Origin of the sequence: Bacillus sp. FSL M8-0063 (assembly GCF_038005545.1) — a bacterium.
Classification (GTDB): Bacteria; Bacillota; Bacilli; order Bacillales; family Bacillaceae_G; genus Bacillus_A; species Bacillus_A wiedmannii.
Map to the genome: position 1 here is coordinate 459,466 of NZ_JBBOTJ010000002.1, position 23,597 is coordinate 483,062.

Genomic DNA, 23,597 nt, shown 5'->3' on the forward strand with positions numbered 1-23,597 from the left:
ATAGTATTAGAAGTTCGTATGTAGAGTATTAAAATTGTTACCCGAAAGAAGGAAAAACGATGAAGAAAAAGATTCTATTCTGGATTCTAGGTATCATTGGCGTTCTTGTTATTGCTGGTGGTGTATATGCATATACTGTATATTCTAATGTGTCTAATGCGTTAAATGCAGTGCATAAGCCTTTGGATCGTGATAAGTCCGATAAGCGAGATAAGAAAGTAGAGATTGCAGATAATAAACCTATATCTATTTTATTAATGGGTGTAGACCAAGAAGATAATGGAACAGGTAGATCAGATTCACTTATGTTATTTACTTTAAATCCAAAAACAAAATCTATGAAAATTACAAGTATTCCACGTGATTCTTATACAGAAATTGTTGGTAAAGGTAAAAAAGATAAAATTAACCACGCTTATGCTTTCGGTGGCATTGATATGTCTGTAAAAACAGTAGAGAATTTTCTTAATGTACCAGTTGATCATTACATCGAAGTAAACATGGCTGGGTTCAAAGATATTGTAGATGCTGTTGGCGGTGTTGATGTTAATAACGATTTGGAGTTTACATCGAGAAATCAGCATTTTGCTAAAGGTAATATCCATTTAAATGGTGAAACAGCATTAAAGTATACTCGCATGCGTTATGAAGATCCACGCGGTGACTTCGGTCGTCAAATGCGCCAACGCCAAGTCATTCAAGCTGTAATTAAAAAAGGTGCAAGTGTATCTTCTTTAGCAAGTTATGGTGATGTATTAAAAGCAATTGAGAAAAATGTTAAAACAAGTTTAACGCAAGATCAAATGTTTGATATTCAAAAGAACTATAAAGATTGCATGGAGAATAGTGAAGAAATCCAAATTCCAGGTGACGGCCACAAAGCTGCTGATGGTATTTGGTACTACTACGTTCCAGATGCAGCGAAACAAGATATTACGAATAAGCTAAGAGCGCATCTTGAAGTGACTAAGTAATATGTAATAACCCAACTCCTTTGGTAGGAGTTGGGTTTATTTTTGCATAGATTTATATTAATATTATATATTGTGAGATTAATAGATGAGGTGAATCGATGAATAAGAAAGCAGTACTTGTCCTAGTTATTTTTGTATTGTTTGTCGCTTCGGTTGTGAGCGGTAAATTGTACTGGAATAAGAAGATTGCGCATGCGACGGGACAGACGAGTGAAGTAACGAAAACGAAATCTGAAGTGAAAGATAGCGGAGCGAAGAAAGCAGAGAAAAACCAAGATGCGAAGTCATCTTTTAATGAAGCATATGCGAAGAATTTACCAGATGAAGTGAAAGAGAAGTTAAAGAAAGCTGCTGAGGATAAAAAGGCAGTAAACCTTGTAATTGTTGGTGATGAAGCTTCTTCATCTGAAAAAGATGCTTGGGCAGCTAAGTTAACGGCTAATTTAGAAACTGCTTACGGTAAAGGGTTATGGAATGTGACAGTAAAGGAATATAAGGGTGAAAGTACAGACGAGTTAATCACAAATAAACGTGATAAAGAGATTGCGAAAGAAAATCCAGATGTGATTTTATTCGAGCCACCGTTTATTACTGACAATGGTAAAACTGGTAATGGAAACTCTGTTGCGAGTACACAGAAGTTTGTGCAAGCACTTTCTACTAGTGCAAAGGGTGCTACGATTATGATTCAACCACCAAACCCAGTGTATGGTGCGAAGAATTATCCGAAGGCAATTGAAGCGTTAAAGCAATTTGCGACGCAAAATGGTTATACATATGTGGATCATTGGGGAGTATGGCCTGATGCATCAACAAAGGCTATTCTACCATACTTAACAGAAGAATTCGGTTTCCCAAGTGCTAAAGGGCATGAAGTTTGGGCACAATATGTAACGGATTATTTCGTTGCTAAGTAATAAAGGTACACAAAAGGTATACGAGCAATCGTATACCTTTTATAATAAGAGAGTGAATAAGAAATCCTAATATATGTAGGAGGAAGACAATGAATTCAATTCTAATCTGCGGCGGAGCTGGTTATATCGGTTCTCACGCTGTGAAAAAATTAGTAGACGAAGGTTTATCTGTAGTAGTAGTAGATAACTTACAAACGGGTCATGAAGATGCAATTACGGAAGGTGCGAAGTTTTATAATGGCGACCTTCGTGATAAAGCATTTTTAAGAGATGTTTTTACACAAGAAAATATTGAGGCAGTTATGCATTTCGCAGCTGATTCTTTAGTTGGAGTTAGTATGGAGAAGCCTCTGCAATATTATAATAACAATGTGTATGGTGCACTTTGCTTATTAGAGGTAATGGATGAGTTTAAGGTAGATAAGTTTATTTTCTCTTCTACTGCGGCGACGTATGGTGAGGTAGATGTAGACCTTATTACTGAGGAAACGATGACAAATCCAACGAATACGTATGGAGAAACGAAGTTAGCAATCGAGAAGATGCTCCATTGGTATAGCCAAGCTTCTAATTTACGTTATAAGATTTTCAGATACTTTAACGTGGCTGGTGCAACTCCAAATGGTATTATTGGGGAAGATCACCGTCCAGAGACACATTTAATTCCTCTTGTGCTGCAAGTGGCGTTAGGTCAACGTGAGAAGATTATGATGTTTGGTGAGGACTATAATACACCAGATGGTACTTGTATCCGTGATTATATTCATGTTGAAGATTTAGTAGCAGCTCACTTCTTAGGGCTTAAAGACCTACAGAACGGCGGAGAAAGTGATTTCTATAACTTAGGAAATGGTAATGGTTTCAGTGTAAAAGAAATCGTTGATGCAGTTCGTGAAGTTACAAATCATGAAATTCCAGCTGAGGTGGCACCGCGCCGTGCGGGAGATCCAGCACGTTTAGTTGCTTCTTCTCAGAAAGCGAAAGAGAAGTTAGGATGGGATCCTCAGTATGTAAATGTGAAGACAATCATTGAGCATGCTTGGAATTGGCATCAGAAGCAACCTAATGGGTATGCTAAATAAATATAATAAGTGAAAGAGAGGGTATTGTCGTTCAACATATGTTCGACAATACTCTCTCTTTTTTTGTATGATTTTTGCTATACTAAACTGTACTATAATACGGGATGAAAGGAGGAGAATAATGAAAATACTTGTAGTTGATGATGAATCGAGTATTCGTAATTTGATTCGGATGCAGTTGGAGATGGAAGGGTATGAAGTGCTCACGGCGGCTGATGGAAGAGAAGCTTTAGAGAAATGGAATGAAGGGCCGGATGTATTGATTTTGGATGTTATGCTACCAGATACAGATGGGTATGAGTTGCTTCGCTTGTTCCGTGAGAAGAATAGGGATATTCCAGTGCTCATGTTAACTGCAAAGAGTCAGATGAATGATAAATTGCTTGGTCTGCAGCTTGGTGCGGATGATTATGTGACGAAGCCATTTAATTATGCTGAGCTTATTCTTCGGGTCAAGAATATGACGCGGCGTGTGAAGAAGGCAGAGGTAACGGTAAGTCATGAAGTAATTGGGGCAGGAGAGATAACGATTTGTCCTAAGGAAAGAAAAGTGCATGTTAGTGGACAAGAAATTCAGTTAACGTACCGAGAGTTTAATTTATGTCAGTTGTTTGCTTCAAATCCGCAGCGTGTATTTATGAGAGATGAGTTACTTGAGAAAGTATGGGGGTTTGAGTATATCGGAAATACGAGAGCGGTTGATATTATGGTGCAAAGACTGCGGAAGAAGCTAGGGAATAGCGGGGAATATATTAAGACAATTTATGGCGTTGGCTATAAACTGGATTGTTAAGTGGTGATGGTATGTCTTTAAAAAGAAATATGGTGTTTGGAATAGTGGGACTGTTAATCCCGATTTTTGTTCTTTTGTACGCAGTTGTTTATATTACGTTAGAAAAGAATATGTATCATAACGCGGCAAATTCTTTAGAGAAATTAAGTGTAGAAGCACAAATTTATACGATGAATTATTTAGAGAAGGAAGCAGAGGTAGAGACGCTCGGTCCGAATTCACTTTTAATTGCTTCGTATTTAGCGAAGCGTATGGATGTCCGTGTACAGATGATTGGAAAGAATGGAGATGTTGTTGCGGATACGCAAAAAGGAGCACTTCTTCATCGGAACATTGATATTGAGAGCTCTTTGAAGGGGAAGAAGTCTTATGTTTTTGAAGAAGGAGACCCAGCTCCAATTCTTTTGTTTTCAAGCCCAGTTTATTATGGAAACGATGTCATCGGAAGTGTTCGTTTTATAAATGAGTTAACGGGTGAGAAGGAAGTTTTAACAAATGTTGGCTGGACGTTTTTAATGACGTCTCTTTGTCTAGTAGCTGCGGGTATTTTCTTTGCAATTCGTTTGGCAAAGTCTCTTCATAAGCCAATCGATCAGTTAAGACAAATGGCAAAGCGGCTTGCGAATGGGGATTATAAAAGCAAGATTGAGCTAAATGAATATGTGGAAATTGCTCAGCTGTCAGCGTCTTTTAATGCGATGGCGGATGGAATTGAACTACATATTAAGCAATTGAAAGAGGAGAAAGAGAAGCAGAAAGATTTCTTAGACCGTATTACACATGAGTTGAAAACACCGCTAACGGCGATTATTGGCTATGTGGATTTAATTCCAAAGTTGAAGGTAAAGGAAGATGTACAGGAGAGCCTGCGTTATGTGGCTGTAGAAAGTGAGCGTCTATTATCACTTGTAGAGGAATTACTTAAGTCTTCAAAGTACGGGACGAGTACGTTTGAAGTGTCACCTACAGTTGTGAATATAAAGGAATTAGCAGAAGAAGCAGTTTCAATTGTGAAACCTCGCCTGCAGAAATTTGAGATTGAAGTGATAAATGAGTTAACAGATGTACATGTTGTTGCGGATTTCGATAAGACGAAACAGATTTTCTTAAACGTGCTTGATAATGCGATAAAATATAGCGATGCTACGCAAATTCGTATGAATGTAATTGTAAATGAACGTGAGGCAAAGGTTTTTGTTCATGATGATGGCATTGGTATAGATGAAGGTGTGCTTGCAGAGTGGAATGAATCGCCAGAAGGGAAGGTACTGCCTTCTAGTTACGGGAATGGTTACGGTTTGTATATTTGTCAGGAGATTATGAATAAGCAGGGCGGAAGTATGCGAATTGAGAGTAGTGAAGAAATAGGCACTACAATATTTATTACATTCTTGCTTCCGAGACGAATGGAAGACATAAAAAACCTGAAAGCGGTTAAATGATACATTTATGAAACAATTATGCGGTATTTTCGAAACAACGTTTTTTTATCTTGGAGGTAGGCAGAAATGAAAAGGCTATCATTTCAAATTCTTATGTTTGTCCTTTGTATAATTGTTTCTCTTATTTTGTTTTATGTGATGGAGAAGCAAATATACAATCGAATCACAATAGTGAATGACAAACAAACTGTTTTACAAAGGGTGAATGAATCCCTGCCTACTGAAATGAAGGTTAGGCATGAAAAGTGGGGAGAAATTGTTATAACGGATGAAGTTCGTTTGCATACGATTGTTTCATTCTTTGACCGAATTCAAATAGAACCGAGAGAAGCTAAGAATCAAGAACAAGTATTTACTGGAGAAGTAACGTACTTGAATGGACATAAACGTACTTTTGCAGTAGGTGACTTGTTCCAGTACGGGGCTGATATGTACGGAAAGAATGGTACGGATCCAATGATTTCAGCATTTCAAACGTATTTGTTAAGCCTGTATTACACACCAGAACGTATTAGTGATTTTTTTGCGTCAGCGCAGGATGTCATAGTACGTCAAGGTGATGTAGAACGTGCGATGAATCTTACGCACATACTTGATTCGATTCGGTACGCAAAGCAAATTACAGATTACGGAGAAATACAGAAATTATTACAATCACAGAATGAACCGATTGCTTATATTACCGCTTATAAAACAGGGAAGCTTATAAAGAATGAGCGAGAAGATATTCTTACTATTTCTGTATATCCATCGTACTTTGTTGTGCAATATCTCGGTGATAATAACGGGAATGTTATGTATATGAAAAGCTCCCTCGCAAATTTATTTGTAAAGGAGAATGTGTCATGAGAAAGATAGCCTTTTTCTTCTTTTTGCTAGTAATTGGAGGAGCGATGTCTAGTTGCTCTCGAGATACAACCTCTATTAAATATAATAAAAGTGGTCTCCCTATTTTGGATGATCGTCATCTTGTTGCGTATGTAGCAGCTCGTGAGGAAGTTGGTGAAGCTTTGCTGTCATCATTTTGTAAACCACGCGGCTGTACGTATGAATTTATTCGTCTTTCGACAGAAGAGCTTCTTCGGAGGGTAGAAGAGGAAGCGGGAAATCCGAAAGCGGATATTATTATTGGCGGTACGGTAGACGCGCATCAAATGATGAAGCAAAAAAATCTATCTATTCCTGTTACGAGTCAGCATGCGAACCGTATTTCAAAAACTGTTAAAGATAAAGACGGTTATTGGTACGGTTATGAAGTGGAGAAGCTGGCAATTGCGATCAATAAAGAGCGGTGGAATGAAGAAATAGCACCGCTCGGACTTCCTTATCCATCAAGGTGGCAAGATTTATTAAATCCAGTATATAAGGGGAAAATTGTTATGCCAGATCCAAATGTCTCAGGAACAGCATATACGTTTTTTCAATCACTTATTGATACTTTAGGTGAAGGGAAAGCGAAGGAATATGTTAAGAACTTGGCAGGACAAGTTGGAGAAGTAACAGTGAATGGTTACATACCAGTGGAACTTGTTGCAAGCGGTGAATATATGATAGGCATCAATTTCATGGGAGATCAGAGAATGCTTCAAAAACGAGGCTTTCCTATTTTAAGTAACGAACCTGAGCAAACAGGATTATCTGTTAATGCGATTTCGAAACTAAAACGTGCACCGAATGGTATTATTTCGGATTTATTTATTGATTATTGTTTATCAGAAGAAGCGGGTCATATTTTAGAAAAGGTTTCGTTTGGCGTACCAACGATGTTTGCGAAGAATGAGAAAGAAATAGAAGGACAGCCGGTTAGAAGAACAAACAAAAATATATCAAATAGCGGAATAATCGAGATATGGAATAGACAGCGTCTCTCTCAGAAGTGAGAAAAGGAGACGAAAGAATATGTTTAAATGGCTTAAGCCAGCACCTGCAATTGAACGTTTGCCAGCAGATATGATTGATCGAGTATACAAATTACTACGTATTCGTGTATTAATGGGAATTTCAGTTGGGTATGCTGCTTATTATTTAGTTCGTAGTAACTTTACGTTATCAAGTACGTATTTAGTACAAGAATATGGATTTAGTACAGCTGAAATTGGACTACTAGGTTCAATCATGGCAATTGTTTATGGATTTAGTAAGTTCTTTATGGGGAATTTGTCAGATAAAGCTTTCGCCCAGCGCTTTATCGCAGTCGGTTTATTCTTATCAGGGCTTGTAAATATTTGTTTCGGTTTTGCATCGTCATTTGGAATGATTGTTACACTGCTTGTTCTAAACGGTATTGTACAAGGTATGGGAGCACCCCCTTGTAGTATCGTTATGACGAAATGGTTCTCGAAGAAAGAACGCGGTACGAAAACGGGTATTTGGAATATTTCACATAACGTTGGCGGAATGCTCGTACCACCACTTGTCGGAATTGGTGTAGCTATTTTTGGTGAAAATCATTGGCAAGGCGGCGTGTTTATTTTCCCTGCGATTATCGCAATGGTAATTTCAGTTCTTGTTTGGATTAATGCGAAGGATACACCAGAATCAGAAGGTCTTCCTCCAATTGATGAGTATCGTAATGACTATGAAAATCTTGAAAAAGCAGATAATGCTAACAAGATGTCACCAAAAGAAATTTTAATGAAGTATGTAGTGAAAAATAAATTTGTATGGTTCTTATGTATTGCAAATGCATTTGTGTATTTAATTCGTTTCGGCGTTATTAACTGGGTTCCACTTTATTTAACGACAGTTAAAGGCTTCTCAAAAAATGAAGCACACGCGGCGTACGCAATCTTTGAAGGTATGGCAATTCCAAGTTCATTAATCGTTGGTCTTTTAAGTGATAAATTATTTAAAGGAAAACGTATGCCATTATGTATCATTAGTATGGTCGGAGTTGTTATTGGTACGTTTGTATATTGGCAAGCAACTAGCATACTTGTTGTAAGTATTGCAGTTTCTATCATCGGTTGTTTAATTTATGTACCACAGTTCTTAATCGGTTTAAGTGCGATGGAATTAGTACCGAAATTTGCAGTAGGTACGACAGTTGGTATGTGTGGTCTGTTCGGTTATGTGGGCGGAAGTCTTGTAGCTAATGCAGCGATTGGTATTATTGTTGATCGTTCTGGCTGGGACGGTTGCTTCATCTTACTATTAACAGGTGCAATTTTATCAACAATCTTCTTGTTCATCGTTCAACGTGGACATGAGGGGAAAAAAACTAAAGTAGCATAATATTTTGTTTGAAAAGCTATCCAATTATCATTTTGGATAGCTTTTCTTATATTAATATAACCTTTCCTTAAATCTATCTTAAAAGACAATATGTCATATTTCTAATCATTGGAATTTTTGTTACAATATAAATGGATGTGTAAAACTTTGTAAAAAGAATGTAATAATATGTAATTTGTTTTCAGAAAGTTTTATACAATTTTTATATTAAACTATTAAGTTATAAAGGGAGAGAGAATATGGTACCAAATACGGTTCGTACTCCAAGCAAGAAGAAGAAATGGATTATTATCGGGGTTATTGCACTAATTGTTATTGTAGCGGCGGTTAATATTTTTATTATGCAAGGCAAGAAGAAGGGGGCATCAACATCTGCTGATGCTGTGAGCTTTGAGAAGGTAACGGAGCGAAAGCTTAATAATACGAAATTAATTTCTGGCCAGGTGAAACCAGGGAATATTGAAAGTTTCTATGCGGATCCGACTAAAGGGAAAGTGAAAGATATTGCAGTGAAAGAAGGACAAGAGGTAGAGAAAGGTACGAAGTTATTCTCTTATGATAATGAAGAGATTAACTTGCAAATGAAGCAAGCTGAGCTTGATCAGAAGATGGCGGATATGCGTTATGATCAAGGGAAGAAGAAGATTGATTCGTTGAAGAAAGAAATTAAGAAGGCAAAGGATAGCGGAGCTGGGAAAGAAGTAACGGATCCGATGGACGAGCAAGTAAGTGAGTTAGAGATGGCACAAAAGACAACTGATCTTGAGAAAGAAAAAGGGAAGTTGCAGAAAGAAGAGTTAAGTAAAAAGCAGAAAGAGCTTACGATTTATAGTAATTTTACTGGTGTCGTTCAAAAGTTAGATAAAGATGCGGCGCAAAGTTCATCTCAAGCGTTAGGTGGTCAAGGGAAAGCATTTTTACAAGTGGCGTCTAAAGATCCGTTCCAAGTGCAAGGGACGTTAACTGAGCTTCAGAAGTCACAAATTCAACCAGATCAAACATTTACTGTAACTGCTAAAGCAAATAATAAGAAGAAGTGGACAGGTAAAATTACAGAGGTAAGTGAATTCCCAACGAGTGCAGAGATGGCTCAAGCTGGTGGTATGGGTGAAGCGACTCAAAATATGTCTCAATATACATATAAAGCAAGTCTTGATAGTCAAGATGGTTTATCTCCAGGTTATCATGTTTCATTGCAAGTAAATTTAGAGAATAAGACGATGATTGCTGTTCCAACTAAGAGCATTGTAGAAAAAGATGGTGATGCATTTGTTTATGTTGAGGATAAAGGAAAGCTTCGTAAACAAAATGTGAAAAAAGGTTCTACTGATGGAGACTGGACAGAGATTGTTGAAGGCGCAAAAGTGGGGCAAAAGGTGGTTAAAAATCCTTCCGACGACGTGTATGACGGAATGGAAGTGAAAGAGAAATGATTACGTTAAATAATATTGCTAAAACGTATTATCAAGGAAAATTGGCAGTGCCAATCTTACATGATATTAGTGTAACAATTCAAAGCGGTGAGTTCGTTTCGATTATGGGACCGTCTGGTTCTGGTAAATCAACGCTTATGAATATTATCGGTTGTTTAGATCGTCCGACAGAAGGCGAATATATGCTGAATGATGTGAATATCTTAACAGCAGACGAGTCAAAGCTTGCTTTAATTCGTAATGAATATATTGGCTTTGTGTTTCAGCACTTTAATTTGCTTCCACGTCTTTCGGCAGTAGAAAATGTTGAACTTCCGCTCGTATACGGTGGTGTGAAGAAAGCAGAGCGTCGTCAAAGGGCTCTGGACGCGCTTGGTAAAGTCGGTTTGTCAGATAGGGTTCACCATTTGCCGAATGAATTATCAGGTGGACAGAAGCAGCGTGTAGCGATTGCAAGGTCGATTGCGAATAATCCAACGTTCATTATGGCTGATGAGCCTACTGGCGCGCTTGATACGAAGTCTGGTGAGCAAGTGATGAATATTTTCACGAAGCTTAATGCAGAAGGTACAACGATTGTTATGGTCACGCATGAAGAGGAAGTAGCAGCGTATTCTTCCCGCCGTATTGTACTGCGAGATGGGAAAATTACAGAAGATAGAAGGTGTGCGGTATGAGTTTACTAGATAGTATAAAAATTGCCCTATCTTCTATTTTAGCTCATAAACTGCGTTCGGCATTAACGATGCTCGGTATTATTATCGGCGTTGGTTCTATTATTACTGTCGTTGCGATTGGGCAAGGCGGGGAAGCAATGCTGAAGTCGAAATTCGCAGGTTCTGGTGGTAATAACCTTATGCCAATTCAATTTAAACCAGATATGAATGATGAGTTTGCTATAGGCGGATTTGAAATACCGAAGTTAACGGAAGAGGATATTTTAGAAGTAAAACAAGTGAAAGATGTTTCACATGTTATTACGACAAATTCGACGACAGAGATACTAGATGTAAATGATAAAAAAGCAAATCTGAATGTTATTGGTCTTGATAATGAATATTTTGCGGTTAATAAAGTAAAGGTCGTAACGGGACGTACTTTAAATGAATCAGATATTTCTCATGCAAATAACGTTGTGATGATTAGTACAAAAACAGAAAAGACGTTATTTAAGGACGTAAACCCAGTTGGGCAAATTATTGAGATGAAAGGACAACCGATGCAGATTGTCGGTGTGTATACATCTGATAATGAGTTTATGGGATTTGAAATGGAAGAAGCGTTAATCCCTCTTACATTATGGCCTGTTTTATTCGGAACAGATGATATTCAAAATATCGCAATTCAAGCTAAAAATGTAGACGATTTAGAAGCAGCTGGTAAACAAGCTGTTGATGTATTAAATAGTCGTAAGCCAAGTGAAATTCCAGGTAAATATGAACTAGTGAATTTAAAAGAATTCCAAGAAAATGTTTCTAAAGTAACTGGTATTATGACGATGATTATCGGTGGTATTGCGGGTATTTCATTAGTCGTTGGTGGTATTGGTGTTATGAACATTATGCTCGTATCTGTAACGGAGCGTACGCGCGAAATCGGGATACGTAAAGCACTTGGGGCAACACGTAGTAAAATTTTATTACAGTTTTTAATTGAAGCAGTTATGTTAACACTTCTAGGTGGTTTAATCGGAATTGGTCTTGGATATGGCGGGGCCTATATCGTTTCCACATTTGCGAAATGGCCACCACTCGTTTCATGGGAAGTTGTCGTTGGAGGCGTACTATTCTCTATGACACTTGGTATTATTTTCGGATTAATTCCAGCGAACAAAGCTGCGAAATTAGATCCAATTGAAGCATTACGTTATGAATAAGTTAGTAGTGTAATAGAGAGGGAGCTCTCTACTACACATTACCGTTCTAGTGGGCGGTTCGTAGCCTCTATGTTGAGGAAGTGAACCGCCCGTTAGAACGGGTTATATAAATAGAAGGAGGCGTTATAATGGAAGCGAATTTGAATACGCAAAAAGCTGGTGGAGAGAAGCCATCATTGTTCGGAATGATTACTTCTCCTGGTTTACAGTTTGAGAGAATGAAGACGACTGAGAAAGTTTGGGGTATGTTCTTCATAGTGGCGCTATTACAAGGACTTGTAGGTGGTTTAAATTCGTATATTACGTATACATCACCTGAGATGATTGAAATGCAAAAGAAATTAGGTGGTGCACTTGCAGAGCAGGGCTCGCTTGTATCAAATTTAATTTCTAGTACGATATGGGGAATAGTAGGTGTTATGATTGCAACATTCGTTGTTGCAGCTATTTATAAAGTGTTTATGATGTTTTACGGGAATGATACTTCTTATAAAAAAATAGTAATGATTATTGTATACACGGATATTATTGTTATTATTGGTGGACTCATTAATGGTATTATAGCTTTAATTTTAGGTGCTGCACCAACTGCGTATACAAGTTTAGGTCCGTTATTTGAGAAAGGCTCACTTGCATATGGAATCGCTAATTCAATTGAAGTGTTCTATTTATGGAATTTAGTTTTAATTTGGTTAGGATTACAAGTTACAGCAGGATTAAGTAAAGTGAAAGCAGCTATTCCAATTATCGTTTTATTCATTATTAAGGCGGTATTCTTAGCTGCGATTGTTGTATTGATGGCAAAGTTTTTACCTGGTTTGCCGGTATAATATGATTGGACTAAAAGGTGACTCTCCCAAGAGTCACCTTTTTTATTTTTACCCTTATTTCAAATAAGACAAGCAGAATTTCAAATTCTACTTCATGTAATTTCAAATTTCGGCGGTAGTATTTAAAATTACTCACAGTGAAATCGCTTCTTTATTTTTATATTGTGGAGGTACCGGCGGAATAACAAAGAGGTATACCTTTTAGAAACAGGTACTGTGTGAAGCCAGCGACTTTTACAGAGACAGTTGTTTTATATGAAGGAATGATCGTAAATCAAATAAAGAAGCTAGGTATTTATCAAGATCATGAAGAGTATTATCAATGTGGTTTAATTGGTCTTTGGCATGCGTATGAAAGATTTGATGCGGAGAAAGGAAGTTTTCCTGCATATGCAGTTGTAACGGTGCGTGGTTATATATTGGAAAGATTGAAGAAAGAGTCTGCCTTGCAAGAAAGGAATGTTTATGTAGGTGAATATGAGGAGATTTTTTCATTTGAAGATGTTGGATTGAGAGTACAGGATTTTATGAGTGTATTAGATGAGAAGGAGAAGTATATTATTTTCGAACGTTTTTTTGTAGGGAAGACGATGGGGGAAATCGCTAGCGAGATGGAAATGACCTATTATCAAGTGAGGTGGGTGTATCGGCAAGCACTTGAGAAAATGCGAAATAGCTTAAGAGGATAAATAGGATTATAAGAATGGAAGGCAAAGGATATTGCTTTCCATTCTACTTATTCTGTTAAGGTAGTAAATGTAATAAGAGGTTTTTAAATTGTAGTGAATCTTGCATGTTCATACGTGATAATACGTATCCAGCTTTTAATAATTGCTGTTTTAACTTATGGGGACTGATATGTATTGTTGTAGTAGTGCTATTTGAAAAATGAATGTTAGATTTTTTACTCTTTTTGAAAAATTCTATGTCATCTATATGGTTATAAAATAGCCATATACAGTTTGGAGAAGAAGGAGATTCTGTTGGAAAAGCACAAATATATTCTCGATGATTAATCGGAATTGGGACATTTTGTTTAAATTTAAAATTTGTTTGGACTGCATTACGTCTGCCTTGATAAGTAGAATGAACATTGGTTAGACAAGATTGCTTGATGAGTTGGAGAGCGGTTTGACAGGAGTAAAGATGGTTCCCGCTACTGTCGATAATTTTGGTGCGATAATAAGGGTGCTTGTAAGGTTCCAGCATCATTGTAGAATTAGAAATAATAATATCATTTTCGTCATTCATAATTTTGATTCCTCCCTTATAAATGATTTTAATTCCAAATATAATTATATACGAATTAAGTAAAGTGATTGTTAATATTCCGTTTCATATTGTAAATTTTGGCTATTCGTTTACAATCAATAGATGTTAGTCTTTCTAATTTGCATCGCTTGTACATATATATGAAAATAGAAAAGAGTAGGCGGTGAGATAGTATGAAGAAAAGGTATATTATTATGGCTCTAGTTGTTGTTCTTCTAGTATATTTAGCAAATAGTAATCCGAGTAAAGGAGAATATACGGACTGGGCAGCAAAGCAGTTTATGAAACGTAATGATGTAAGTAAGAAGCTAGACGAAGTTCAAAAAGAAAATGAAGAGGGCCTCCTTGGCGATTTAGCATCGGCTGGTAAGAAGTTGGCGAAAAAATATGTTGAGCCACAAGTTGGATTATTAATCGAGAATTATACAAAGCGAAATGATTATATTTTCTTCTCAACATATACGACCGAGTTTGATATAGGCGGAGAGCACTATAAATATGTATGCGTCGGTTTTTCAAAAATCTTTATTCCGATTGAAATGCCGAAGAAAAAAGACGAATCTGCAAAATGACGCAGATTCGTCTTTTTGTTTATAAGGTAATAGGAACTTCAGATACATTCTTTTCTACGAGACGGGCTCCTTTTTTTCGGGTATTATCATTAATTGTTGAAAATACAGATGAGGCAAGGATGGTATCCATTACTTGATTTACGACTTGTGCATCGACAGGTGTAATAGGTTTCTCGATAGAAAAAACAACTGTTTTTCCATCTTCTTTCGCGAAAATTAATTCTAGTACTTGCATACGTTATTTCCTCCTTTTTATTTATCCCGCTATATTGCGAGTAGGGTGTTGGTTCATACTTAGGGGGGATGAACACCCCCACTGAGTACAGTTTAACCTTATAGGGTAGAAAGATCTGATGTGCTAACAAGCTGTATAGCGTGAAGCGGTGATGCTTGTAAAGAAGCAAGAGCACGTGCTACGTTGTGTACTTGCTCTAAGTTTGAGTTTGTTTTAACACGCTTAAATTGTTTTTGCTTAAAAGCTGTTTTTCCGTTCTTATCTAATCCATTGTTTAAGACAAGACGTAAAGTTAAGTCCGTTACGATTGTTTCGACTGCCATGTTTATCACCCCCTTTCACTTTATAAATAGGTTGCAAATGTCATGTTTTGGCGTGAAATTTATTCTTTTTTTTGGTACTCTTAAAAGATTAAGAGAGGGGCTTCGGAAGAATGAAACGTAAATGGTTATTTTGGATTCCTGTTTTACTATGGATGGGGTTGATTTTCTATTCCTCGGCACAACCATATAAAAAGCAGGATATGCGCTCGGATATTGAACAATATGTAAATGTGGAGTTTGTGAAAGATCATTTTTCATGGGTATCTATTGATTATGGCGGTGGTACACCTGTTAGCATTGCAAATAAAGGTGTAGGCGGATTTATTGAGTTTTTCCTTCGTAAAGGTGCTCATTTTATGGTGTTCTTTATGCTAGGTTCATTGACGTATTATGCTTTTCATCGATCGGGTCATTCGAGAAAACGGTGCTTTATATACGCTCTTCTTTTCGTTGCGGGATATGCAACATTTGATGAAATTCATCAATGGACTACGGGAGATCGTACACCGATGTGGCAAGATTCATTACTGGATACGTGCGGCGGATTAACAGGGATTATAATAAGTAATTGGTTTTGGAATAGAAAAAGAAGCTAATCTTTTGAGATTAGCTTCTTTTGTTTATACACCAAGTAATTCTTTTAGTTCATCTGTAGATAGTTCGGTCATCCAACTATCGGTTGTAATGACAGCGTTGTTTAATGATTGTTTTCTTTCTAACATTTCATCAATTTTCTCTTCGAGTGTCCCCGTTGTAATCAGTTTATGAACGTGAACGAAGCGTTTTTGACCAATACGATATGCGCGGTCTGTTGCTTGGTTTTCTACAGCTGGATTCCACCAACGGTCGTAGTGAATGACATGGTTGGCAGCGGTTAAGTTTAAGCCAGTTCCACCTGCTTTTAACGATAAGATGAAAATGTCATACGTTCCGTTTTGGAATTGCTCGATCATTTTGTCACGTTCTTTCTTCGGTACACTACCGTTTAAGAAGAGGACGCGCTGACCGAAATGTTCTTCTAACACATTTTTTAGCATGTTCCCCATACCGATGTATTGTGTGAAGATTAAACAACTTTCATTTTGATCTTTTATATTTTCAATTAGTTCCATTAGGGTGCTTGTTTTCATGGAACGTTCGATTATGTCTTTTGGTTCTGTTTCTTTTAAATAAAGAGCGGGGTGATTACAAATTTGTTTAAGTTTGTTCAGCATGAGTAATATAAATCCGCGTCTTTCAATCCCGCTTAATCCTTCTACATTTTGCAATGTATCTTGAACAAGTTGTTCATATAAGGAAGCTTGTTCACCAGTAAGTGGACAGTAAGCTTTCTGTTCTTGTTTATCTGGTAAGTTTAATGCGACGGTTTGATCTTTTTTCGTACGACGCAGTAAAAACGGCGAGATAAAACGTTGAACTTGTTGGATTTTTCCTTCGTCACGGTCCTTTTCAATCGGTGAGACGAAGCGGCGCTGGAATTGTCCTAAGCTGCCGAGATATCCATGATTAATGAAGTCGAAAATAGACCAAAGCTCGGCAAGTCGGTTTTCCATCGGTGTACCGGTTAAAGCGATTTTGTGATTTGCTGGCAAGTTTCGTACTGCTTTCGATTGTTTCGTATGTGGGTTTTTAATATTTTGTGCTTCATCCAAAATAACAGCATCCCAGCATAACGTACTAAGTTCCTCTTCATCAAGCTGAGCTAATGCATAAGATGTTAATACAACATCTGCTGATTGAAGGAAGTCTTTAAATAATTCGCCTTTCGCTCGGTTACTTCCATAATGTAACTGAACGCGTAAATTTGGTGCGAAACGCTCAAATTCTTTTTGCCAATTTCCAAGAACAGATGTCGGTGCCACGATTAAAGCAGGGCCTGTTTGGAGATTGTTCTCTTTTATATATAGTAAGTAAGTGATCGTTTGAATGCTTTTTCCAAGTCCCATGTCGTCAGCTAATAATGCTCCGAATCCAAGCGTTCTTAAATATAATAACCACTCAATGCCATGTTGTTGATACGGACGGAGTGTTGCGTTTAGTGCAGAAGGAACATCTACTTTTGGAATATCTCCAATGTGCAATAGTTTTTGGAATAGCTCTTCATAATATCCATCTAGCTCGATTTCAATATCGGTAAATGGACTATCTTCTTCTACAATTTCTGTTTCAGCAGTGTTTGATAAATGTTGCTGAAGGACATCTTTCATTTCTAGTCCATATTTATCGGCACGGTTCATAAGCTTTCGTACTTCTTCAATAAAGGCTGGATCCAGTCTCATCCATTGACCATTTATATTGAATAACCGTTTGTTTTGTTCAACGAGTTCGAAAAATTCGCTTTCGGATAAATCAATGCCGTTCGTTGAAATGCGCCAGTCAAAGTTAACGAGTGTATTCATGCCGAAGAAAGATTGCGTTTGCGTGGCATTTTGCTTCAACTGCACACGTAATTTTGGTTTTGTCGCTTTTAAATTTTGCCACCAGGATGGCAGTAAAATCGTAATACCTGCAGCGAGTAATTCGTTACTTGCTTCTGTTAAGAAGTTCCACGCTTCTGTTTCAAAGAGCTCACTTCGGAATGTATCGCCTTCTTTTAACCACGGTACGAGCTTACTGAATCCTTCTTGTGTTTCAAGAATACGTTCTTCATAATCGTGCCATCGTTTTGGCAAAGAATCGATACTTTCATATACATATATGCGATGTGCCCCGCGCTTTGGTGTAACAATTGTCTCAAGCTTCCACATTTCAAATTCTTCTTGCGGCTCTTGTAGCCGTAGTCCGATTGTAAAGGGAAGGTCATCTTCAATGTAACCAATTTTTCGAAGCCAATCTTCTTCATGTAGTGCTGCATCCAATTGTCTTTTCGTAAAGTCGTAATGTTCATAAAGTCTCTTGGCATCTTCCCATCCATCGTTTGAACGGTTATCTTGTAATATGCTTTCATTTACCGCGGCGGAGAAAAGAGATGCCAATGTGTCATCTTCAATTGGGCTATTTTGCACTTTCCAAGATGGTTGCTGAGACCAACGCTCCATATCAGGTACGAAGCTACCGCTTGTGAAGGCATCCCATAATTCATTCGCATCTTTCGTAAGTGCTGTAATAGGGCCATTCATTTGAATATGGGCAAAGGAGTTCATCGGTTTATTAGCGATGTATTCAAATGCTTGTGCGTTTGTTAGCATAACACCTTGTTTTCCTTCAAAGGTCGCTTCTTTTAGAAACGTGCCGTAGAAGGAGGTAGAGTGCCATGTAAATGCATTTCGTTTCCAACTTGTTACGGATAATGGAGTACCGCTGTCATCTTCTCCCCAAAGGAACCAACCTTGACTAACGTGCTGGAGCCTAATTGTTACTTCAGTTTGATTGATCATCAATTAATTTTCCTTTCCGTAATTCCTCTTGTAGTGCACGCAGACGTGAATGTAAGTTTGCGATGTGAATAATGAAAGCATCCCATTCATCAGTACGCTTTAATCGTTTATATAATGTACGTAATTTCTTTAAGTAACGAACTGCACGTCTATATGATTTGCGGTTTCGCTCTTCAATGGCCTCGGTAGCAGCAAGGTGATAAAGAGGAAGGGCTGCTTCTGGTGCTTCCTTTTCAATATCTTTCAGTGGCTCTTTCAAAAGTTCAATTGCTTCAAACCCATGTAAGAGCTGAAGTTCTGCCCATGTACGATATTGCTTTTTCGCGAGTACGTATTGCTCATAGTTTGCGAAACTATATGGTAATAGTTCTTGCAAAATCATTTCGAGTCCGGCTTGTTCATTTGTATGGTTTGCATACGTTTCATACATGATGACAAATAAGCGAACGATATCTTTTATGAAAATCGTATTTTCGTGCTCATGTATCGTTTTCTTCACTTGTTTATACGTAAAGGAAAGCCAGTTTTTCGCACGATCCCACTGCATTGTATTTAATAGCTCTTCTAACCAATAGAAGTACAGACTTACAACAGAAGCAGGCTGTTTCTTTAGTAAGTCCATAGCTATTAGGTCTTCGTCATTTAAAAAGAGTAGATGAGAAGATGCTAATGCTTTGGAAAGTGGATTGATTTTCGTATCGATTCGCTTTTCTTCTTCTTGCAGTTTCTCTTTATTGTGTAAGAGTTCACTCCATATGTGACGATAAATAAAAAATCTTTCTTGCGTATAGGCGTCGGTGGAGAAGAATACTTCGTGAACGAGACGAGCTGTTTCTTGCAAAATTGCTTCAGACTCTGAAGGAATCGCTTCTGATTGTAAGTCCCGAACGATGGATTCCACTTTATCTACAAATAAGCGAACGACGTTAACAGGCTGGTGATAAGAATACGTTTTATTTGCTTCGAAGTCCTGAATTTCTTCTAATAATTTTTGAAAGCAATAAAGCGCTGCATGTAGCCTGAACAACTCATGTATCACAACGATACGCGGAGCTTTCCGCTCCAGTTTCGTATAGAAGTCTGTAAAAATACTCATAAGAAAATACATTTGTTTATAAGTAAGCCGAGCTTGTTCTTTTTTAAATGATTCATATTCGTTGTCAAAATACGATTGCCAACTTTTATAATCCGTTTCTTCAAACGCTGATGATTGCAATACTTGTCTTGCAGTTCGAATAGGAGGAAGGGAAGGTTTCGTATTATTTTTAAATAAAGTTAATACATCTCCTACTTGCCCGAAACTAGATGCTGCAGATAGTAAAACAGCGAGCATATGCTCACATTGCGTTGGTGCAAAGCAATCGCAATAGCTTTCAGCGACGTTACGAATCGGGATATGGACGCTATATACGCTGCCTCCAGCATCTACAGTTCCTGATAGCGTATAACCATCAAAGTCAACGTTGTAGACAACACCACTACGATATAGGTGCCGAGCTGTAGCGACATGTTCCTGATCAGCTGTTTGCTGTGGATCTAGTCCTTGAACGAACTCATTCGCAATCATCATAATTTCATCTTTCGTAATTGAGTGTTGCAGCATAATATTCCTCCGTACACATATTTCTTTCCTTTACCATTATAAACAAAAAATGCTCAAAACAGAAAAAATGAAATTTGGATTACATAAATTGAAAATCATGGTAATATATATAATGTTAATTTCGCATATTACTATATATGTATAGGGGGAGAAATGATTTGTCAGATTTACAGACGAAGTTAGGCAGTGGAATGAATAAGTTACAAGAAGGAATTGAGCAAGGGAAGATGAAGTTACAAGTTGCGCAAGAAATCGCTCAACTGAAAAAAGAAATGCAAGTGCAAATGCAGAAAAAGGCAGAGGTTCTATTAGAGATTGGACAACGAGTCTATGTTCAATTAAGAGGAAATGGAGTAGATGAAGCGAGCTTAAAAGAAATGATTGCTCCAGTTCAAGAATTTGATGTAGCTATTTATCAAGCAAGAAAACGCATTGTTGAACTGCAAAAGCAACAAGGCGAGAAAGCTACATGTGAATGTGGTGGACCTTTATCAATAAATGATAAGTTTTGTGGTTCGTGTGGAAAGCCTAATCCAATGTTAGCGATAGAAAATGAAGGTGAAACGACAAATTGTATTTCATGTAATGAACATATCGATCAAAACTCTACTTACTGTCCGGTTTGTGGAATTAAGCAAAGTGGGGAGTGAATTAGATGTATTGTCGCACATGTGGAAATCAACATGGTGAAGAGGTAAACTATTGCCCTAATGAAGGAAGTATGGAGATTGCAGGAGCTATAGATGCAGTAACGTTAGAACAAGATACTGCAAAATACTGCAAAGGTTGTGGCGGTGAAAATGCTCCGCAAAATTTATATTGCCAAAAGTGTGGGCATTCCTTATTTATTGTGAAGAAAAAAGAACAATCTATTAAATTGCCTACAATGGACGGTACTCCTGAAGTTAAATTTACAGCAGATAAAGCCGTTTTAAAAACAGGTTTTATTGGTGGGATTGTTGCAAGTATTCTCATGTTAATTGCTGGTTGGATTGGTAGTGTATTATTTGCTTCTATATTAAGTGAGATGTTTAGTAAATTTGCGAAAGAATTAGAAATGTTGCCAAGCTTTTATTCAAGTGCAACTTCTACGATGTTAAGTTATCATTTACTTGGTTTTACAGCTAGCGACGAGAGTGGATTGATATTTTCTTTATCTTGGCATACTCCATTTACATTACTATTAATCATTCCATTTATGATTTTCGCTGGTACAGGAATTTGGTTAGGAAAGCAGCGTGTTGCAAAAACGATTAAGGATCAAATCTTTATAGCAGCAACAGTTGGTATTATTTATGGTGTCTTTTTATTCATTATAAGTTTTATAGCATCACAATCTTTCGCAATTCCATTCTCAGAAGCAGGTAAGATTACGGTTGGCTATTCAGCGATTAAGAGTTTATTGAGTGGTTTTGCATGTGGGACATTATTTACCTTAATAGGATTTATTGCTCATACAAGCAAAAATAATATGGCAGCAGCATTTCAAGAGTTAATGCCATATGGAGCGTCTGTTTATTACGGTATTTCAGCCATGATAAAAGGACTTTTAATAACAGCAGTAGTGGTTTGTATTATGGCGTTAGTAAATAAGGAAGACAGTATTGAACCGTTAAAAGAAATAACAACTTTAAAATCTGAAAGTACATTATTAGCATTAGAGTTAACACCTCAATTATGGAGTATGGCTCATTTTGCTCCGTTAGAAGTATCAAGTCCAGCACTTAGTAAGGAGTTTACTGGAATTGGTAAGAAATCAAAATCATCTGAGAGCACATTATCATTTTCATTTATATCAGGTATCTCTGTAAATGGCGTAGTGGTTAGAGATATAATGATTTCAAAAGGAGCAAGTCAGGAAAGCCTTGCTGAATTTGATGAAGTGAATAACGTATTCCATTACGGTTTATTACTGCTTATTATTCCATTGTTCCTTATGTTTAGAGCGGGAAGAAAGTTAGCTGAATTATCGACTGCCAATATATATATTACATTAGTAGTATGCAGTGGTTCTTACACGATTATGATGATTGTAATGAATATGATTTCTAAGTCCCAAATTGATGTTTCAGGGACTGTAACAAGTTTGTTTGGAACAAGTGGAACGGTATTATCTATGCAAAATTCATTTGTATATTTAACTATATGTAGTTTTATTGTGACATATGTAGCAGCATTTGTTGGAATGAAGTTAGCTAAAAAGTAGGAGGAGAGCACGTTGAAGTTTTGTGGAACATGTAAAAAGAACGTTGCAGACCATTTGAACTTTTGTCCCGAGTGTGGGAGTAAAGTAGAAGTAATCGTCGATAACACCGCCGCTTCATATACAGAAGTGCAAAGCGAGACAAAACCAGCCAAAAGTAAGAAAAATTTATTTTTAATCATTGGTTTCGCCATCATTGCCATTTTATTATTTGGGGCATATAAATTTGGAGCATACAAGTTTTCAAAAGAAAAGCAAATAAATGTAATGATTGAAGCATTCCAAAAGAAAGATATTACTGCAATTGATGAGTTTGTGAAAGCGAATGATTCAAGCTTAAAGATTAAGACAGAGGATATTAAAGCGTACATGCGTTACTTAAAAGAGAACCCTTCTTACAATAAACAATTATTGTCTTATTTACAGAAAGAGACAGTAGATCAAAAGTTAACAAAGGATAAAAATTCGTTTAAAGATGGGGAAATTGTAGAAGAGGGAAAAGAGTGGTTCTTATATCCAAAGTATAAGTTTAGCATGAAATCTTATTATATGAGTGTTAGTACAACTGCAAAGAATGCGGAAATATATGTGAATGATAAAAAAGAAACAGAACTTTCTAGTGATAAAACTTCGAAAGAGTTGGGACCATACTTCCCAGGTACGTATGTTGTCAAGGCAACAGCGAAGACAGAACTTACTGAATTAGAAACAGAGAAAGAAGTAGATTTAGCAGATGAACAGGGCGAGAAAGTGAATGTAGATTTATCACTTGAAGGAAAGTATGTAAGCATTTCTTCTGATGAAAATGATGCAACCGTATTTGTAAATGGTAAAAAACGTGGGAAATTAAGTTATGGTAATTATAAACTGGGTCCTGTATCCACAGATGAAACAGTAGAAGTACATTTAGAGAAAACTACTGATTTTGGTGTAATAAAATCTGAAAGTATTAAAATTGGAGACCAAAGCACGTATTACTTAAAATTCCCGAAAGAAACATCAAGCTCAGCAGTGGGTGATTTTGTACGAAATCACATTTATAATAACGTACGTGCGATTTCGTTAAATGATTTTAGTTTAATTGAAAATGATTATGATAAGAGCGGGAAATCGTACAAGGAAGACCGTGATTACATACAGTATCTACACAAAAAAGGAATTACAGAAGACTTATTAACGATGGATGTTCGTAATGTAGAACGTCAAAGTGCTACGAAATATAAAGTAACGACATATGAAGAGTACCATATTCGTTACGGTGATGGGTCTGTAAAGTTCAAAAGCTTTAATAATGACCATATCGTTACTGTTAATGGAAATGGAAAGGTGCTATATCATTCTCTGGGTGCCAATAATACGTTGAAATCAGAGGAAGTATCTGGTCCGACTCGTTAATAAAAGAGAGAGGTTTTTCAATATTGTTGAACAACC

At 37.0% G+C, this 23,597-nt stretch carries 23 protein-coding genes; 18 read left to right on the forward strand and 5 right to left on the reverse strand.

Annotated elements, in window-relative coordinates; translation table 11 throughout:
* The first annotated feature begins 59 nt into the window (after positions 1 to 59).
* The 13 genes from tagU (at position 60) to MKX31_RS24900 (ending at position 13,270) form a co-directional block, all read left to right on the forward strand.
* Positions 60 to 974, forward strand: coding sequence for a polyisoprenyl-teichoic acid--peptidoglycan teichoic acid transferase TagU (gene tagU / locus MKX31_RS24840; protein ID WP_103655690.1), 915 nt, complete (start codon positions 60 to 62; stop codon positions 972 to 974).
* Positions 975 to 1,072: 98 nt separating this feature from the next.
* Entirely contained in the window at positions 1,073 to 1,891 is an 819-nt protein-coding gene (locus tag MKX31_RS24845; RefSeq protein WP_064476138.1) for an SGNH/GDSL hydrolase family protein, read from the forward strand.
* An 89-nt stretch (positions 1,892 to 1,980) separates the two neighbouring features.
* Positions 1,981 to 2,973, forward strand: a complete 993-nt coding sequence (gene galE / locus MKX31_RS24850) for a UDP-glucose 4-epimerase GalE (protein ID WP_061679387.1) — start codon at positions 1,981 to 1,983, stop codon at positions 2,971 to 2,973.
* A gap of 121 nt (positions 2,974 to 3,094) precedes the next feature.
* Positions 3,095 to 3,766 (forward strand): response regulator transcription factor, encoded by a 672-nt coding sequence (locus MKX31_RS24855; protein WP_088047769.1) that lies wholly within the window; start codon positions 3,095 to 3,097, stop codon positions 3,764 to 3,766.
* Between the two features lie 11 nt (positions 3,767 to 3,777).
* Positions 3,778 to 5,208 (forward strand): HAMP domain-containing sensor histidine kinase, encoded by a 1,431-nt coding sequence (locus tag MKX31_RS24860; RefSeq protein WP_242290038.1) that lies wholly within the window; start codon positions 3,778 to 3,780, stop codon positions 5,206 to 5,208.
* Between the two features lie 66 nt (positions 5,209 to 5,274).
* Positions 5,275 to 6,057, forward strand: a complete 783-nt coding sequence (locus MKX31_RS24865; protein WP_262765043.1) for a DUF3919 family protein — start codon at positions 5,275 to 5,277, stop codon at positions 6,055 to 6,057.
* Positions 6,054 to 7,088, forward strand: a complete 1,035-nt coding sequence (locus MKX31_RS24870; protein ID WP_262765047.1) for an ABC transporter substrate-binding protein — start codon at positions 6,054 to 6,056, stop codon at positions 7,086 to 7,088. The genes MKX31_RS24865 and MKX31_RS24870 overlap by 4 nt, the downstream gene beginning before the upstream one ends.
* A 19-nt stretch (positions 7,089 to 7,107) precedes the next feature.
* Positions 7,108 to 8,442, forward strand: coding sequence for an MFS transporter (locus MKX31_RS24875; protein WP_046960113.1), 1,335 nt, complete (start codon positions 7,108 to 7,110; stop codon positions 8,440 to 8,442).
* 239 nt (positions 8,443 to 8,681) lie between these two features.
* A complete protein-coding gene (locus MKX31_RS24880; RefSeq protein WP_088047773.1) occupies positions 8,682 to 9,875 on the forward strand; it encodes an efflux RND transporter periplasmic adaptor subunit in 1,194 nt (397 codons plus the stop codon).
* Positions 9,872 to 10,552 carry an ABC transporter ATP-binding protein gene (locus MKX31_RS24885; protein WP_064476150.1) on the forward strand — a complete coding sequence of 227 codons (681 nt, stop codon included), beginning with the start codon at positions 9,872 to 9,874 and terminating at the stop codon, positions 10,550 to 10,552. Before MKX31_RS24880 ends, MKX31_RS24885 begins: the two co-directional genes overlap by 4 nt.
* Entirely contained in the window at positions 10,549 to 11,751 is a 1,203-nt protein-coding gene (locus MKX31_RS24890; RefSeq protein WP_262765060.1) for an ABC transporter permease, read from the forward strand. The genes MKX31_RS24885 and MKX31_RS24890 overlap by 4 nt, the downstream gene beginning before the upstream one ends.
* Before the next feature lie 128 nt (positions 11,752 to 11,879).
* Positions 11,880 to 12,581 carry a Yip1 family protein gene (locus tag MKX31_RS24895; protein ID WP_064476151.1) on the forward strand — a complete coding sequence of 234 codons (702 nt, stop codon included), beginning with the start codon at positions 11,880 to 11,882 and terminating at the stop codon, positions 12,579 to 12,581.
* A 218-nt stretch (positions 12,582 to 12,799) separates the two neighbouring features.
* Complete coding sequence (locus MKX31_RS24900; RefSeq protein ID WP_098111070.1) at positions 12,800 to 13,270, forward strand: sigma-70 family RNA polymerase sigma factor; 471 nt, start codon at positions 12,800 to 12,802, stop codon at positions 13,268 to 13,270.
* 55 nt (positions 13,271 to 13,325) lie between these two features.
* On the opposite strand, the gene MKX31_RS24905 is transcribed toward MKX31_RS24900, so the two are convergent.
* Positions 13,326 to 13,832, reverse strand: coding sequence for a competence protein ComK (locus MKX31_RS24905; RefSeq protein ID WP_340981651.1), 507 nt, complete (start codon positions 13,830 to 13,832; stop codon positions 13,326 to 13,328).
* A gap of 194 nt (positions 13,833 to 14,026) precedes the next feature.
* Between MKX31_RS24905 and MKX31_RS24910 the strand changes: the two genes are divergently transcribed.
* A complete protein-coding gene (locus MKX31_RS24910; RefSeq protein WP_016085527.1) occupies positions 14,027 to 14,425 on the forward strand; it encodes a DUF4359 domain-containing protein in 399 nt (132 codons plus the stop codon).
* Positions 14,426 to 14,444: 19 nt separating this feature from the next.
* Here the strand turns inward: MKX31_RS24910 and MKX31_RS24915 are convergent, their stop codons facing one another.
* Both MKX31_RS24915 and MKX31_RS24920 read right to left on the reverse strand, forming a co-directional pair.
* Positions 14,445 to 14,660, reverse strand: a complete 216-nt coding sequence (locus tag MKX31_RS24915) for a DUF2922 domain-containing protein (protein ID WP_001197601.1) — start codon at positions 14,658 to 14,660, stop codon at positions 14,445 to 14,447.
* 98 nt (positions 14,661 to 14,758) lie between these two features.
* Entirely contained in the window at positions 14,759 to 14,983 is a 225-nt protein-coding gene (locus MKX31_RS24920; protein WP_340981652.1) for a DUF1659 domain-containing protein, read from the reverse strand.
* A 110-nt stretch (positions 14,984 to 15,093) separates the two neighbouring features.
* On the opposite strand from MKX31_RS24920, the gene MKX31_RS24925 reads away from it, so the two are divergent.
* Positions 15,094 to 15,579, forward strand: a complete 486-nt coding sequence (locus MKX31_RS24925) for a VanZ family protein (RefSeq protein WP_064476155.1) — start codon at positions 15,094 to 15,096, stop codon at positions 15,577 to 15,579.
* 24 nt (positions 15,580 to 15,603) lie between these two features.
* On the opposite strand, the gene MKX31_RS24930 is transcribed toward MKX31_RS24925, so the two are convergent.
* Positions 15,604 to 18,360: a DEAD/DEAH box helicase gene (locus tag MKX31_RS24930; protein ID WP_088047777.1), complete on the reverse strand. Its 2,757-nt coding sequence runs from the start codon at positions 18,358 to 18,360 to the stop codon at positions 15,604 to 15,606.
* Complete coding sequence (locus tag MKX31_RS24935) at positions 18,344 to 19,963, reverse strand: SWIM zinc finger family protein (protein WP_088047778.1); 1,620 nt, start codon at positions 19,961 to 19,963, stop codon at positions 18,344 to 18,346. Before MKX31_RS24935 ends, MKX31_RS24930 begins: the two co-directional genes overlap by 17 nt.
* 158 nt (positions 19,964 to 20,121) lie before the next feature.
* On the opposite strand from MKX31_RS24935, the gene MKX31_RS24940 reads away from it, so the two are divergent.
* Genes MKX31_RS24940 through MKX31_RS24950 form a run of 3 tightly spaced genes read left to right on the forward strand, consistent with a single transcriptional unit; the run spans position 20,122 to position 23,561 of the window.
* The gene (locus MKX31_RS24940) at positions 20,122 to 20,613 is read left to right on the forward strand and encodes a zinc ribbon domain-containing protein (RefSeq protein ID WP_064476158.1); all 492 of its coding nucleotides are present in this window, start codon (positions 20,122 to 20,124) and stop codon (positions 20,611 to 20,613) included.
* A gap of 5 nt (positions 20,614 to 20,618) precedes the next feature.
* Complete coding sequence (locus MKX31_RS24945; RefSeq protein WP_088047779.1) at positions 20,619 to 22,169, forward strand: zinc ribbon domain-containing protein; 1,551 nt, start codon at positions 20,619 to 20,621, stop codon at positions 22,167 to 22,169.
* A 12-nt stretch (positions 22,170 to 22,181) separates the two neighbouring features.
* Complete coding sequence (locus MKX31_RS24950; RefSeq protein WP_064476160.1) at positions 22,182 to 23,561, forward strand: zinc ribbon domain-containing protein; 1,380 nt, start codon at positions 22,182 to 22,184, stop codon at positions 23,559 to 23,561.
* Positions 23,562 to 23,597 lie beyond the last annotated feature (36 nt).

Coding starts and splice junctions, on each gene's coding strand:
- MKX31_RS24935 (WP_088047778.1), bottom strand. CDS start 19,963: ATGCTGCAACACTCAATTACGAAAGATGAAATTATGATGATTGCGAAT.
- MKX31_RS24930 (WP_088047777.1), bottom strand. CDS start 18,360: ATGATCAATCAAACTGAAGTAACAATTAGGCTCCAGCACGTTAGTCAA.
- MKX31_RS24920 (WP_340981652.1), bottom strand. CDS start 14,983: ATGGCAGTCGAAACAATCGTAACGGACTTAACTTTACGTCTTGTCTTA.
- tagU (WP_103655690.1), top strand. CDS start 60: ATGAAGAAAAAGATTCTATTCTGGATTCTAGGTATCATTGGCGTTCTT.
- MKX31_RS24910 (WP_016085527.1), top strand. CDS start 14,027: ATGAAGAAAAGGTATATTATTATGGCTCTAGTTGTTGTTCTTCTAGTA.
- MKX31_RS24860 (WP_242290038.1), top strand. CDS start 3,778: ATGTCTTTAAAAAGAAATATGGTGTTTGGAATAGTGGGACTGTTAATC.
- MKX31_RS24875 (WP_046960113.1), top strand. CDS start 7,108: ATGTTTAAATGGCTTAAGCCAGCACCTGCAATTGAACGTTTGCCAGCA.
- MKX31_RS24895 (WP_064476151.1), top strand. CDS start 11,880: ATGGAAGCGAATTTGAATACGCAAAAAGCTGGTGGAGAGAAGCCATCA.
- MKX31_RS24880 (WP_088047773.1), top strand. CDS start 8,682: ATGGTACCAAATACGGTTCGTACTCCAAGCAAGAAGAAGAAATGGATT.
- MKX31_RS24905 (WP_340981651.1), bottom strand. CDS start 13,832: ATGAATGACGAAAATGATATTATTATTTCTAATTCTACAATGATGCTG.
- MKX31_RS24915 (WP_001197601.1), bottom strand. CDS start 14,660: ATGCAAGTACTAGAATTAATTTTCGCGAAAGAAGATGGAAAAACAGTT.
- MKX31_RS24870 (WP_262765047.1), top strand. CDS start 6,054: ATGAGAAAGATAGCCTTTTTCTTCTTTTTGCTAGTAATTGGAGGAGCG.
- MKX31_RS24865 (WP_262765043.1), top strand. CDS start 5,275: ATGAAAAGGCTATCATTTCAAATTCTTATGTTTGTCCTTTGTATAATT.
- MKX31_RS24845 (WP_064476138.1), top strand. CDS start 1,073: ATGAATAAGAAAGCAGTACTTGTCCTAGTTATTTTTGTATTGTTTGTC.
- MKX31_RS24945 (WP_088047779.1), top strand. CDS start 20,619: ATGTATTGTCGCACATGTGGAAATCAACATGGTGAAGAGGTAAACTAT.
- MKX31_RS24885 (WP_064476150.1), top strand. CDS start 9,872: ATGATTACGTTAAATAATATTGCTAAAACGTATTATCAAGGAAAATTG.
- MKX31_RS24890 (WP_262765060.1), top strand. CDS start 10,549: ATGAGTTTACTAGATAGTATAAAAATTGCCCTATCTTCTATTTTAGCT.
- MKX31_RS24855 (WP_088047769.1), top strand. CDS start 3,095: ATGAAAATACTTGTAGTTGATGATGAATCGAGTATTCGTAATTTGATT.
- MKX31_RS24925 (WP_064476155.1), top strand. CDS start 15,094: ATGAAACGTAAATGGTTATTTTGGATTCCTGTTTTACTATGGATGGGG.
- galE (WP_061679387.1), top strand. CDS start 1,981: ATGAATTCAATTCTAATCTGCGGCGGAGCTGGTTATATCGGTTCTCAC.